At 69.1% G+C, this 13,026-nt stretch carries 10 protein-coding genes and 1 tRNA gene; 4 read left to right on the forward strand and 7 right to left on the reverse strand.

The features are described from left to right. Positions 1-30 precede the first annotated feature (30 nt). From pknB to ACIQGQ_RS09200, 6 genes are all read right to left on the reverse strand, one after another. Positions 31-2,004: a Stk1 family PASTA domain-containing Ser/Thr kinase gene (gene pknB / locus ACIQGQ_RS09175; RefSeq protein WP_402392606.1), complete on the reverse strand. Its 1,974-nt coding sequence runs from the start codon at positions 2,002-2,004 to the stop codon at positions 31-33. A 167-nt stretch (positions 2,005-2,171) separates the two neighbouring features. Further along, entirely contained in the window at positions 2,172-3,629 is a 1,458-nt protein-coding gene (locus ACIQGQ_RS09180) for a penicillin-binding transpeptidase domain-containing protein (protein ID WP_402392609.1), read from the reverse strand. Further along, on the reverse strand, positions 3,626-5,026 hold the full coding sequence (locus ACIQGQ_RS09185; RefSeq protein WP_402392612.1) for an FtsW/RodA/SpoVE family cell cycle protein: 1,401 nt from the start codon (positions 5,024-5,026) through the stop codon (positions 3,626-3,628). Before ACIQGQ_RS09185 ends, ACIQGQ_RS09180 begins: the two co-directional genes overlap by 4 nt. Before the next feature lie 24 nt (positions 5,027-5,050). Further along, positions 5,051-6,562: a PP2C family protein-serine/threonine phosphatase gene (locus tag ACIQGQ_RS09190; protein WP_402392614.1), complete on the reverse strand. Its 1,512-nt coding sequence runs from the start codon at positions 6,560-6,562 to the stop codon at positions 5,051-5,053. A gap of 129 nt (positions 6,563-6,691) precedes the next feature. After that, complete coding sequence (locus tag ACIQGQ_RS09195; RefSeq protein WP_366288539.1) at positions 6,692-7,207, reverse strand: FHA domain-containing protein; 516 nt, start codon at positions 7,205-7,207, stop codon at positions 6,692-6,694. 10 nt (positions 7,208-7,217) lie between these two features. After that, positions 7,218-8,075, reverse strand: coding sequence for an FhaA domain-containing protein (locus ACIQGQ_RS09200; RefSeq protein ID WP_402392617.1), 858 nt, complete (start codon positions 8,073-8,075; stop codon positions 7,218-7,220). 316 nt (positions 8,076-8,391) lie between these two features. On the opposite strand from ACIQGQ_RS09200, the gene ACIQGQ_RS09205 reads away from it, so the two are divergent. Continuing rightward, positions 8,392-8,474: transfer RNA gene (locus ACIQGQ_RS09205), tRNA-Leu, on the forward strand. A gap of 222 nt (positions 8,475-8,696) precedes the next feature. Here the strand turns inward: ACIQGQ_RS09205 and ACIQGQ_RS09210 are convergent. Further along, positions 8,697-9,143 carry a MarR family winged helix-turn-helix transcriptional regulator gene (locus ACIQGQ_RS09210; RefSeq protein ID WP_402392620.1) on the reverse strand — a complete coding sequence of 149 codons (447 nt, stop codon included), beginning with the start codon at positions 9,141-9,143 and terminating at the stop codon, positions 8,697-8,699. Between the two features lie 88 nt (positions 9,144-9,231). On the opposite strand from ACIQGQ_RS09210, the gene ACIQGQ_RS09215 reads away from it, so the two are divergent. From ACIQGQ_RS09215 to ACIQGQ_RS09225, 3 genes are all read left to right on the forward strand, one after another. Beyond that, positions 9,232-10,335 carry a hypothetical protein gene (locus tag ACIQGQ_RS09215; protein ID WP_402392623.1) on the forward strand — a complete coding sequence of 368 codons (1,104 nt, stop codon included), beginning with the start codon at positions 9,232-9,234 and terminating at the stop codon, positions 10,333-10,335. Between the two features lie 164 nt (positions 10,336-10,499). Then, a complete protein-coding gene (locus ACIQGQ_RS09220) occupies positions 10,500-11,960 on the forward strand; it encodes a DUF2252 domain-containing protein (RefSeq protein WP_402392626.1) in 1,461 nt (486 codons plus the stop codon). Positions 11,961-12,018: 58 nt separating this feature from the next. After that, on the forward strand, positions 12,019-13,023 hold the full coding sequence (locus tag ACIQGQ_RS09225; protein WP_402392629.1) for a hypothetical protein: 1,005 nt from the start codon (positions 12,019-12,021) through the stop codon (positions 13,021-13,023). The last annotated feature ends 3 nt before the right edge of the window (positions 13,024-13,026 follow it).

Genomic DNA, 13,026 nt, shown 5'->3' on the forward strand with positions numbered 1-13,026 from the left:
GGGGCCCTTCGCGGTGGCGTACCTACCGGCTCATCGGCGTGAGCCGGACGGGCCGCCGAAGATGTTGCCGTCCCCGCCGCCCGGCATGGTCTGGACGTTGACCGCGCTGTTCTTGTCGACCTGCTGGCCGGCTCCCGGCTGGAAGCCGATGATCCTCGCGTTGTCGTCGTTCGGGCCCTGCACCTGGCCGAGCTGGAGCCCCGCCCCGGCGAGCATCGCCTTCGCGTCACCGATGGTCTTGCCCCGCAGATCCGGCACGGTGGCCTTCTCCGGCTCCTGCGGGCCCTTGGAGACCTTCAGGACGATCGGGGTGTTCTTCGGCTGCTTGCTCGGACCGGCCGGGCTCTGCTCGATGACCGTGCCCGCCGGCTGGTCCGAATCCACCTGCTGCTGGGAGATGTTGGTGAATCCGAGCGGGGAGAGCTGGGCCAGCGCCTGGTCGATGGTCCGGCTGCGAACATCCGGAAGGTCTGCCTCCGCCTGCTTGGCGACGGTGATCGTGACCTCGGAGTTCTTCTCCGCCTTCGCGTTGCCCGCAGGGTCCTGCCGGATGACCGTGTCCGGCGTCTTGTCGGACTCCTCCGTGACGACCTTGACCGTGAAGCCCCTGTCCTCCAGGGACTTGCGGGCGGTGTCCTGGGACTTCTCCGTGACGTCCGGGACCTCGATCTTGGGAGCACCGGTGGAGACGACGACCGTGACGGTGTCCTGCTTCTCCATCGGCGTGTCGGCCTCCGGTGTCTGGCTGCAGATCTTGCCCTCCGGCTGGTCCTCGCACTCCTTGCGCGAGCCGACCTTCACGGCGACCTCGGCGTTCCCCGCGCGTTGCTCCGCCGCGTCGACGGTCAGGCCGACCAGGTTCGGTGCGTCGACCCGGTTGTCCTTCTTGTCGTTGCTGAAGACCGCCTGGCCGATCAGGATCGCGCCGATCAGCACCAGGACGCCCGCGACGATCAGCAGGATCGTCGAGGTGTTGCTCTTCTTCTGGCGGCGGCGGTCCGGGCGGTCGTCGTAGCTGCCGTCCTCCGGGTTGACCGGGGGCAGCATGGAGGTGGCGGCACCGTTCTGGTCCGCGGGGCGCAGTGCGGTGGTCGGCTGGTCGTTGCCGTACCCGTCGTAGCCGCCGTAACCGGCCGCGCCCATCGCCGCAGTGGCGGCGACCGGCCGGCCGTCGAGGCAGGCCTCGATGTCGGCCCGCATCTCGTCGGCCGACTGGTAGCGGTAGTCGGGGTCCTTGACCAGCGCCTTCATCACGATCGCGTCCATCTCGGGCGTGATCTCGGGATCGAAGGTGCTCGGCGGCTGCGCCTCTTCCCGTACGTGCTGGTAGGCGACCGCGACCGGAGAGTCCCCGATGAAGGGCGGCCGGACGGTCAGCAGCTCGTACAGCAGGCAGCCGGTCGAGTAGAGGTCGGAGCGCGCGTCGACCTGCTCGCCCTTGGCCTGCTCGGGCGAGAGGTACTGGGCGGTGCCGATGACGGCGGCGGTCTGGGTCATCGTCATTCCGGAGTCGCCCATGGCGCGGGCGATGCCGAAGTCCATGACCTTGACCTGGCCGGTGCGCGTCAGCATGACGTTCGCCGGCTTGATGTCGCGGTGGACGATTCCGGCGCGGTGCGAGTACTCCAGCGCCTGGAGGATGCCGACGGTCATCTCCAGGGTGCGCTCGGGCAGCAGCTTGCGGCCGGAGTGCAGAAGCTCTCTGAGGGTCGACCCGTCGACGTACTCCATCACGATGTACGGGATGGAGACCCCGTCGACGTAGTCCTCGCCGGTGTCGTAGACGGCGACGATCGCCGGGTGGTTGAGCGAGGCGGCGGACTGGGCCTCACGGCGGAACCGGGCCTGGAACGACGGATCACGGGCCAGGTCGGCCCGGAGCGTCTTCACGGCTACGGTGCGGCCGAGCCGGGTGTCGTGTGCGAGGTATACCTCGGCCATGCCACCACGGCCGAGCACCGAGCCCAGCTCGTACCGGCCGCCGAGGCGACGCGGCTCTTCCATAACTGTTCCAGCCCTCTCCGTCAGTCCCGACCACACCGGTGTGTGGTCCGGCGGTGTGCTGCTCGCGCATACGCTACCGGCCGCGGGCTACCTGATCGGCCCGGAGTCCGGACCTGATACCCGACCGGTATCCCCATGTGCAGATGTGGCACCCGATGTGACGGGCATCACCGCTTGCTGTCGATGACCGCCTTCATGACGTCCCGCGCGATCGGGGCGGCGAGGCCGCCACCGGAGATGTCGTCCCGGCCCGCCTGGCTGTCCTCGACGACGACGGCGACGGCGACCGGGGAGCCGCTGTCGGTCTTGGCGTAGGAGATGAACCAGGCGTACGGCTTCTCGCTGTTGTTCAGGCCGTGCTGGGCGGTACCGGTCTTGCCGCCTACGGTGACGCCGTTGATCTGCGCGTTGGTTCCCGTGCCGGTCTTGACCACGGTCTCCATGATCTGCTGGATCTTCTGCGCGTTCTCACCACTGAGGGGCTGGCTGAACTGTTCCTTCTGGTGGGTGTAGATCGCGTCGAGGCTGGGGGTCTGGCGCTCGGCGACCATGTACGGCTGCATCAGCTTGCCGTCGTTGGCGACGGCCGCGGCGACCATGGCCATCTGGAGCGGGGTGGCGCGGTTGGACGCCTGGCCGATGCCGGCCATGGCGTTCTGCGGACGGTTGTCCTTGGGGTAGGCGCTGGCGTCGGCGCGGACCGGGGTGAAGATCTCCTGGTTGAAGCCGAACTTCGCGGCCTCCGCCATCATCTTCTCGTTGCCGAGGTCGTCGCTGATCTTGCCGAAGACGGTGTTGCAGGACCACCGCAGGGCTTCCCGGAGCGAGGCGTTCTTGCAGGGGATGCTGCCCTCGTTGGGGAGGTCCTGGGTGCTCAGCGGGAGCCGCCAGGGCAGCGGCGAGTCCGTCGGATCGTCGACGTTGGTGTACAGCCCGTTCTCCAGGGCCGCGGCGGCGGTGACGACCTTGAACGTCGAACCGGGCGGGTAGGTCTCGCGCAATGCCCGGTTGAGCATCGGCTTGTCCTTGTCATTCAGGAGCTTCTGGCGGGCGTCAGAGTCCTTGAAGGAGTTTCCGGCGAAGACCGAGGGGTCGTACGACGGAGTGCTGACCAGGGCCAGGATGGCGCCGGTCTGCGGGTCGAGCGCGGCGACGGCGCCCTTCTTGTCGCCGAGTCCCTTGAAGGCGGCCTTCTGCGCGGCGCCGTTCAGGGTGGTGACGATGTTGCCGCCCTGCTTCTTCCCGCCGGTGAACATCGACAGGGTGCGGTTGAAGAAGAGCTGGTCGTCGTTGCCGGTGAGGATGCCGTCCTCGATCTTCTCCAGCTGCGAGGCGTCGAACGCCTGCGAGGCGTAGCCGGTCACGGGGGCCCACATGGGGCCGTCCTTCCAGACCCGCTTGTACTTGAAGTCGCTGTCCTTGGTCTCGACGGAGCCCGTGACGGACTTGCCGTCGACGATGATGTTGCCGCGCTCGTGGGCGTAGCGCTCGATCTGGACGCGGCGGTTGTGCTTGTTGGTGTTCAGCTCGTCGGCTCGGACGTACTGGAGCCAGTTGGCACGGACCAGGAGCGCGATGACGAGCACCCCACAGAAGATCGCGATCCGGCGCAGGGGCTTGTTCACGGTCGGACCACCTGGGTCATCTCGGCATCGGGTGAGGGGGCGGGAGCCGGGGCGGGCCGACGGGCGGTGTCGCTGATGCGGAGCAGGATGCCTACCAGGGCCCAGTTCGCGATCACGGACGACCCGCCCGCCGCGACGAACGGCATGGTCATGCCGGTCAGCGGGATGAGCCCCATGACACCGCCGGCGACGACGAACACCTGGATGGCGAAGGAGCCGGAGAGCCCGATCGCGAGGAGCTTGCCGAAGGGGTCACGGGCGGCGAGGGCCGTGCGGATACCACGCTCGACGATCAATCCGTAGACGAGCAGGATGGCCATCATCCCGGCCAGGCCCAGCTCTTCGCCGACGGTGGCGAGGATGAAGTCGGAGTTGGCGGCGAAGCCGATCAGGTCGGAGTTGCCCTGGCCGAGCCCGGTACCGAGGGTGCCACCGGAGCCGAAGGCCATGAGGGACTTGGCCATCTGCTCGCTGGCGGCCAGCTTGCCCCAGCCGTCGAACGGGTCGAGCCAGGCGGTCACACGCTGCTGAACGTGGGGCTCGAAGGTCGCGACGCCCACGGCACCTGCCGCGGACATCAGCAGACCGAAGACGATCCAGCTGGTGCGCTCGGTGGCCACGTACAGCATCACGACGAACATGCCGAAGAACAGCAGCGACGAACCGAGGTCGGTCTCGAAGACCAGGATCAGGATGGAGAAGGCCCAGACCATGAGGATCGGGCCGAGGTCACGGCCGCGAGGAAGGTACAGCCCCATGAAGCGGCGGCTGGCCAGGGCCAGTGCGTCCCGCTTCACCATGAGGTAGCCGGCGAAGAACACCGCGATGATGATCTTGGCGAACTCTCCTGGCTGGATCGTGCCGACACCGGGAATCTTGATCCAGATCTTGGCGCCGTTCACGGCGGGGAAGAACATCGGCAGGATCAGCAGGAACAGCGCCGCCACCATGGAGATGTAGGTGTAGCGCTGCAGGATGCGGTGGTCCTTGAGCAGCAGCAGGACGCCGACCAGTAGCGCGACGCCCACGGCCGAGAAGAGCAGCTGCTTGGAGGCGGCGGGAGCGAAGTCACGAGTCGCCTGGAACCTCGGGGACTGGTCCAGCCGCCAGATGATGGCCAGCCCCAGCCCGTTCAGCAGGGTCGCCAGCGGCAGCAGCAAGGGGTCCGCGTACGGAGCGAACTTGCGGACGGCGAGATGGCCGATGCCGCCCAGAAGAGCAAGGCCGAGCCCGTATCCGAGCATGCCGGAGGGCAGTTCGCCGTTGAGGGCGAGCCCGACATTGGCGTAGGCGAACACCGAGATGCCGATGGCGAAGGCCATCAACATCAGTTCGGTGTTGCGGCGGCTCGGTGCGTCGATCGCGCCGATCGTGGTCGTATTGGTGACAACGCTCATGGTGCTGAAGGCCCCCTACGGCTTTTACTGCTTACCGCACTGCGGGACCAGCTTTTTCTCTTCCTCCGAGAGGCTGGGACCAGGAGTGGGAGTCGTGGTGGTCGGCTTGGTCTTGGTGTCCTTGGACGTGGAGGACGTCTTGGGGGCGTTCGCGTCGATGCCTCCGGACTTCCCCGGGTCCGGGCGGGCGTCGCTCTCCGCCGCCGCGCGCCGCTGGGCGTCCTTCTTGCAGGCGGATGCCTGGACCCCGAGTTCGCTGATCTTCTCGCGGGCCGCGGCCAGGTCGCCCTCGGCGATCGTCGCCTCGACCTGCTTGCGCTGGTAGGGCGGGAGGTACTTGAGTTCGATCTCGGGGTGGTCCTTCTCGACCTTCGAGAGCGAGACCCACGCCAGGTCCTGGCTGAGACCGCGGAACAGCGCGACGTGCTCCTTGTTGGCGCCCACGTAGAACTGGTTCTGCGTCCAGCGGTAGCCGCCGTAGACGCCACCGCCGACGACGGCCAGCGCCAGCACGGTGTAGAGGGAGCGCTTGAGCCACTTGCGGCCGCCACCGGGCTTGACGAAGTCGTCGTCGGTGTACGAGTCGAAGGAGCCCTCCGGCATTCCGTCGTACGCGTCGGCGTCACCGCTGCCGGGCGGGCCGAAGCCCCCCGGGGGCGGCGCCACGGGGCGGCCGAGGCCGGCCGCGCGTCCGGCGGGGGTCTGCATGGCGGCCGTGCTCTCGGCGGCGGCCATCTGCGCGGCCTGGTTCTCGGCGACCGCGCCGACGACGACGGGGGTGTCGTTGAACTGCGAGGCCATGGTGTCGTTGCTGTCGACGTCGAGGACGTCGGCGACGATGCAGGTGATGTTGTCGGGGCCGCCGCCGCGCAGGGCGAGCTGGATCAGCTCCTGGATGGTCTCCTGAGGGCCCTGGTAGCTGGCGAGCGTCTCTTCCAGGGTCTGGTGGGAGACGACGCCGGACAGCCCGTCGGAGCAGATCAGGTAGCGGTCGCCGACCCGGACCTCGCGGATGGAGAGATCGGGCTCGACGCGGTCGCCGCTGCCGAGCGCGCGCATCAGCAGGGCGCGCTGCGGGTGGGTGGTGGCCTCTTCCTCGGTGATCCGGCCCTCGTCGACCAGCCGCTGCACCCAGGTGTGGTCCTGGGTGATCTGGGTGAGGACGCCGTCACGGAGCAGGTACGCGCGGGAGTCGCCGACATGGACCATGCCGAGGCGCTGGCCGGTCCAGAGCAGGGCGGTGAGCGTGGTGCCCATCCCCTCCAGCTGGGGGTCCTCCTCGACCATCACGCGAAGCTGGTCGTTGGCCCGCTGGACCGCCGTGCCGAGCGAGGTGAGGATGTCCGAGCCGGGGACGTCGTCGTCGAGCTGGACGAGGGTGGAGATCACCTCGGAGCTGGCGACCTCACCGGCCGCCTGTCCGCCCATGCCGTCGGCGATGGCGAGGAGGCGGGGACCGGCGTAACCGGAGTCCTCGTTGCCCTCCCGGATCATGCCCTTGTGCGATCCGGCGGCGAAGCGCAGGGAAAGACTCATGCCCACCTCGCCCGTCGGCTCCGGGTACAGCCGGTCCTGAGCCACACTGCCCACCCTCCGGTCGGGAGCCGGACGGAGTCCGATGCCCGGACTGCCGCGGCTCGCTCGCTCCGCTCGCTCATTGTCGTACTACTTCCGCAGCTCGATGACGGTCTTGCCGATCCGGATCGGCGCGCCCAGCGGAACGGGCGTCGGGGTGGTGAGGCGGGTCCGGTCGAGATACGTGCCGTTGGTGGACCCGAGATCCTCGACGATCCACTGGCCGTCACGGTCGGGGTAGATCCTGGCATGCCTGCTGGACGCGTAGTCGTCGTCCAGCACGATCGTCGAATCGTGCGCCCGGCCCAGCGTGATCGTCTGGCCCTGGAGCGCCACCGTGGTGCCGGTGAGGCTTCCCTCGGAGACGACCAGCTTGGTGGGCGCGCCCCGGCGCTGGCGGCCGGACTGTTGGCGCTGCTGCGGCGGCGCGGCGGCGTTCTGGCGCGCCTGCGCGGGCCGTGCGTCGCTCGCGGTGCGGCGTGAGCCGCGCTGCGTGACACGCGTTCCGAACAGATCGCTGCGGATGACCTGTACGGCCACGATCACGAATAGCCACAGAACAGCCAGGAAACCTAGCCGCATGACCGTCAGGGTCAGCTCTGACATTGCCCCCGCTTCACCCTTCGGCTTGCCGGTAAACGATGGTGGTGCTGCCCACGACGATCCGCGAGCCGTCGCGGAGCGTAGCGCGGGTGGTGTGCTGCCCGTCTACCACGATGCCGTTGGTAGACCCGAGATCCTGGATCGTCGAGGGCGTTCCGGTCCGGATCTCACAGTGCCGGCGCGATACGCCGGGGTCGTCGATCCGCACGTCGGCGTCGGTGCTGCGGCCCAGCACCAGCGTCGGGCGGGAGATCTGATGGCGGGTGCCGTTGATCTCGATCCAGCGTCGCACCTGCGCGTTGGGCAGGGGGCTGGGCCCGGCCGGCGGGTGCCGGTCGGTGCTGGGCGCTCCGGGCCTGGCGCCCGGGGGCGGGCCGGGGGGCATGGGCGGGGGAGAGCTGGGCGGGTAGCCGTAGCCGCCGCCGGGCGGCTGCGAACGGGCCGGTCCCGGCTGGGGCGGCTGGCCCTGCATGCCCTGGGAGGGCTGCTGCGACGAACTTGACGCCAGGGTGCGGCTGCGCACCCGGTAGAGCCCGGTGTCGAGGTCTTCGGCCTTCTCCAGGTGGACCTTGATGGGGCCCATGAAGGTGTACCGCTGCTGCTTCGCGTAGTCGCGGACCAGCCCGGAGAGCTCGTCGCCCAACTGCCCGGAGTACGGGCTGAGTCGCTCGTAGTCGGGTGTGCTGAGTTCGACGATGAAGTCGTTGGGGACGACCGTCCGCTCGCGGTTCCAGATCGTCGCGTTGTTGTCGCACTCGCGCTGGAGGGCGCCGGCGATCTCGACCGGCTGGACCTCGGACTTGAAGACCTTGGCGAAGGTGCCGTTGACCAGACCCTCGAGACGCTGCTCGAAACGCTTCATGACTCCCATGGGGCACCTCCTCCGTCGTAGTCGTCCCTGTACTGCTTACTGATCGTATCCACGCGTCGGGAAATCGGCTGGTTCCCCTTGTCTGCCCTGTGGATGAGTGTCACCTCTCACACGGATCGTAGAGGCGGCCTCCTCACAGTGTCCCGCACGCGGGGTGCACACAGGAGGAGTGGGGGCGGCCGCCCGGCGTTCCCGCTTCCCTTCAGTCGACCGGTGAAACAACGGATGTGAATCCACCCTGCATAGCGTGCTAATCTTCCGGATGTCGCCAGGCAAGCGCACCGAAACGGTGAAGGAGCCCGGAAACACCACTCTTGCGCGAGTGGCGGAACGGCAGACGCGCTGGCTTCAGGTGCCAGTGTCCTTAGGGACGTGGGGGTTCAAATCCCCCCTCGCGCACAAGAGAGAAGCCCCACAGGCCCAACGGCCTGTGGGGCTTCTTCGTTCCCGGCTTGGTGTGCGACTTGGTTCGCGAATCGGTGCGCGGCTTCGCTTCCAGCTTTGCTTCCTGGCTTGGTTCGCGGCCCGGTTCCGGCTCCGGCTTTTCTCCGGACTTGTTTCACGTGAAACGTCTGGTTCGGTCCCTCTGCGGCAGTTGGCGCACTCTGGGGCCTCTGCGGCCTACGTGGTGGTGTCGCCGACTGCGTTGTAGCGGAGCAGGTACTCCGCGAACCGGGCGAGATCTCCCTCCGACCAGTCCGCGAGGCGTTCGCGGTAGGCGGTGCGGCGGCTGGCATGGGTGGAAGCGAGGACCCGCGTTCCGGCCTCGGTGGGATGCAGTACCTGGATCCGGTGGTCGTCCGGGTCCGGATGGCGCTCGACCAGCCCCAGTTTTTCCAGGGTGCCGACCTGCCGGCTGACCGTCGATTTGTCCAGCATGTAGTGCGCGGCCAGATCCGTCGCGCGGCAGCCGTTTCGATCCTCGATGTGTGCCAGCAGGGTGTACGAGACCAGGGGAAGCTCCGGGTGGAGGCGGGCCGCCGTGGCGCGTGCGCGGCGGGCGAAAGCCGTCAACTCGCGCTGAATGACGTCCAGCGATGCTTCACGTTCCTCGGGTGTGTCTGCCACGTTCCGGTCTCCGTCTCGCTCGCCCCGATGCTGGTTGTATAGTACAACGAGTTTGGAGTTGTAAAAGACAACTATTGGAGTGTTCTGGATGTCCGCAAGTCCGGAAGGAGCCCCTGGCTCCACCGCTGCTGCTCTCCGTCATGTGCTGGGGCATTTCGTCACACCGCTGCTGATGTGCATCGGTATGGGTCTGGCCTATCTCGGGGCCTTCCATGCCCCGGAGCCGCACGATCTCCGGGTGGACGTGGTCGGGTCGGGGGCGAGGGCCCAGGTGCTCGCGCAGAACCTCCAGGACAGGAGCGACGGGGCACTTAGCGTGCGGACCGTTCCGGACCGCGCCACCGCCGCGGATCACCTGAGGACGCAGACGAGTTACGGTGCCTACCTGCCGGGCAGCCACCCCGAGCTGCTGGTGGCGAGCGCGTCCTCGGACACCAGCGCCACGGTGGTGGAGAAGGTCTTCACCAAGGTCGCGGCGGAGCGGGGCGCCCCTCTGAAGGTGACGGACACGGCGCCGACCGCCGACGGCGATCCGACCGGCCAGGGCATCTTCTTTCTCCTGGTCGCGTTGAGCATCGGCTCGTACGCGTCGGTCGCGGTCATCGGGGGCGCGGGGGCCGTGCTGGCGCTGCGGATCAGGGCCGCACTGGCCGTTGCCGCGTCATTGGTGGTGAGCGTGATCGGCGTGGTGTTCGCGGGGCCGCTGTTCGGGCTCGTGGACCAGGGGCTCGGCGGCCTGTGGGCGATGGCCTGGCTCTACTCCGCGGGCATCCTGCTGATCGGAGTCGGACTGCACACCTTCCTCAAGCGGTGGACGACGCTGGGCCTGATGGTGCTGTTCGTGATGCTCAACTTCACCAGCTCCGGGGGCATTTTCCGGCCCGAACTGCAGCCGGGCTTCTTCGCTTCCCTGCACTCCTTCTGGAACGGGGCGGGCTTCGTCGAGGGCGTGCGCAGCCATGTGTACTTCGACGGTCACGGGCTCGGCGGGCATGTGCTGGTGCTCGGACTCTGGCTCGTGGTGGGCCTGGTGATGGTGGGGCTTGCGGGAATGACCGAGTCGAAGCGGCGGGGGGCCGATGTCCTCGCTGGTGCTGCCACTGGTGCCTCGGTGGCAGGGGCTAAGGGGACTGTGGGGACTGCCGGGGTTGAGGAGGTCGAGGAGGAGCTGGAGGAGGCCGTCGGTGTCTGACGGCGACGGCTCCTGACCCGGACCGTGGCGTTGTCCACAGGCGGCCGGACAGGTTTTCCACAGGGGCGAGCGGCTTTCGGCGGGGCGGGGGTACCTTCGTCGGAATTGATCTGCGACAGGCATTCGGCCGGGAGCGCAGGCGAGTACGGGGGAGGCTGCGCGCCATGGGTGACAGCGGAATGGCAGTGCCGGTCCGGCGGGCGGGGGCGGCGGATCCGCGTATCCCGGCCGTGCCCGGATTCGCGCGACGGGCGGCCGGGTCGGGCAGGGCGGGAGACGGCGCGGCGCGGTTGCCGAAGGATGCGGGCAAGGCGCTGCGCGGGCAGGTGCCTCGGTCCTCGCACGCGGATCTGGACCTCCCGGCCGGGCGGCCGGACGCGCTGCGGGCCGTGGAGGAGTCGAGCCGGGACAGGGTGCCCGAGCTCACCCCGATCCGGGTGGGGCGGATGGCGGCCACGCCCTTCGCCTTTCTGCGGGGCTCGGCCGGGCTGATGGCCCACGACCTGGTGGGCACGCCCGTCAGCGGGGTCGGCGCGCAGCTCTGCGGTGATGCGCACGCGGCCAATTTCGGGCTGTACGGCGATGCGCGGGGCAGCCTGGTCATCGATCTGAACGATTTCGACGAGACCGTTTTCGGCCCGTGGGAATGGGACCTGAAGCGTCTGGCCACCTCGTTGGTGCTCGCGGGGCGTGAGGCCGGGGCGGACGAGGAGACCTGCCGGCGGGGCGCGTACGACACGGTGGGTGCGTACCGGCGGACGATGCGGCTGCTGGCCAAGCTGCCCGCGCTCGACTCCTGGAACGCCATCGCGGACGAGGAGCTCGTCTCGCACACGGACGCGCGGGACCTTCTCGGCACTCTGGAGCGGGTCTCGGAGAAGGCCCGGAAGAACACGAGCGCCCGCTTCGCGGCCAAGTCCACGGAGGAGTCCGCCGACGGCGGGCGCCGCTTCGTCGACGCACCGCCGGTGCTGCGACGGGTGTCGGACGGCGAGGCCGCTGCGGTCGCTGCCGCGCTGGGCGAGTACGTGGGCACGGTCTCTGAGGACCTGGTCCCGCTTCTCGCCCGGTACGCGATACAGGACGTGGCGTTCCGGGTGGTCGGGACGGGGAGCGTCGGCACCCGGTCGTACGTGGTGCTCCTGCTCGACCACCGGGGCGAGCCGCTGGTGCTTCAGGTGAAGGAGGCGCGGAGGTCCGTGCTGGCGCCGTACCTGCCGGCCGTCGGCTTCGACGTACCGCGGGCGGTGCACGAGGGGCAACGGGTGGTGCTCGGGCAGAAGCGGATGCAGGTCGTCAGTGACATCCTGCTGGGCTGGGCCACGGTGGACGGACGCCCGTTCCAGGTAAGGCAGTTCAGGAACCGCAAGGGGAGCGTCGACCCGGCCGCGCTGGCGGCCGACCAGGTCGACGACTACGGCCGGATGACGGGGGCGCTGCTGGCGCGGGCCCATGCGCACAGCGCCGATCCGCGGCTGATCGCGGGCTACTGCGGCAAGAACGACGAGCTGGACGAGGCGGTGGCGGCGTTCGCGGTGACCTACGCGGACCGTACGGAGGCGGATCACGCCGAGTTGGTACGGGCGATAGGTTCCGGGCGAATAGCCGCCGAGCTGGGCGTCTGAGCCGCGCCGGACCGACCGGGCGTACGGGGGAGGCGGGCCGGGGCCATACGCTGGACGGGTGACCCATGAAGCCGCCGGGGTGCCGACCACCCCGAACGACGATGGCCGGAACGACGACCGGCAGGACGAGCCGTTCGAGCAGGACGGTGGGCCGGCCGCTGCCGGTTCCCGGTCCGACGCCGAGGACGGGAGCTCCGGGATCGGGAGTTCCGGGGCCGGGAGTTCCGGGACCGGAGACGCGGATTCCGGGAGTGCGGATACGGGCGCTGCGGGCGTTCGGGCCGAGGAGGAGCAGCCCGAGGCCCGTCTGGCGAGGGCGGTGCGGACGGCGGAGCAGGCGCTGATCGAGTTCGAGATCGCGGTGGAGACCTTCCGGATCGAGGTCGAGAACTTCTCGCGGCTGCATCACCAGAAGCTCGGGCCCATGTACACCCGCCTCGATGAGCTCGACGCGCAGATCGCGGAGGCCAGGGCCGCCATGACGGGCGACCCGGAGGACATCCGCAAGGCGCAGGAGGCCCGTGCGGTCGTCATGCCGATGCCCGGTGTCGACGAGCTGTTCCATGACTGGATGGACTCCGACGGGCTCTCCCCCGAGGCCGCGGCGATGCTGACGGAGCAGCCGGTCCGACCGCCCAAGCGGGTCCGGCCGACCGAGGAGGCACGCAGGCTCTACCGGGACCTGGCCCGCAAGGCCCATCCGGACCTGGCTCAGGACGAGACGGAACGGGCCCGCCGGGACGAGTTCATCGCCCGGGTGAACGCCGCGTACGGCCGGGGCGACGAGGAGCTCCTGGCGGAGCTGGCGAAGGAGTGGGAAGCGGGCCCGGTGCCCCCGGAGAAGGGGTTCGGCGAGAGCGAGGAACTCTATGCCCGGCTGGACTGGCTGACCCAGCGCAAGGAGCTTCTGACGCTGCTCGCCCAGGAGCTGGAGGAGAGCGCCATCGGGTCCATGCTGCGGATGGCCCCGGACGACCCCGACCGGCTGCTCGACGAGATCGCCGAACAGCTCCTGGGCGAGGTCGCGCAGCGCGAGGCGGAGCTGGCGGCACTGGTGCAGTAGCGT

The sequence above is a fragment of the Streptomyces sp. NPDC092952 genome (assembly GCF_044754785.1).
In the GTDB taxonomy this organism is placed as follows: domain Bacteria; phylum Actinomycetota; class Actinomycetes; order Streptomycetales; family Streptomycetaceae; genus Streptomyces.

Coding starts and splice junctions, on each gene's coding strand:
- pknB (WP_402392606.1), bottom strand. CDS start 2,004: ATGGAAGAGCCGCGTCGCCTCGGCGGCCGGTACGAGCTGGGCTCGGTG.
- ACIQGQ_RS09185 (WP_402392612.1), bottom strand. CDS start 5,026: ATGAGCGTTGTCACCAATACGACCACGATCGGCGCGATCGACGCACCG.
- ACIQGQ_RS09190 (WP_402392614.1), bottom strand. CDS start 6,562: ATGAGTCTTTCCCTGCGCTTCGCCGCCGGATCGCACAAGGGCATGATC.
- ACIQGQ_RS09195 (WP_366288539.1), bottom strand. CDS start 7,207: ATGTCAGAGCTGACCCTGACGGTCATGCGGCTAGGTTTCCTGGCTGTT.
- ACIQGQ_RS09200 (WP_402392617.1), bottom strand. CDS start 8,075: ATGGGAGTCATGAAGCGTTTCGAGCAGCGTCTCGAGGGTCTGGTCAAC.
- ACIQGQ_RS09215 (WP_402392623.1), top strand. CDS start 9,232: ATGTCCGCAAGTCCGGAAGGAGCCCCTGGCTCCACCGCTGCTGCTCTC.
- ACIQGQ_RS09220 (WP_402392626.1), top strand. CDS start 10,500: ATGGGTGACAGCGGAATGGCAGTGCCGGTCCGGCGGGCGGGGGCGGCG.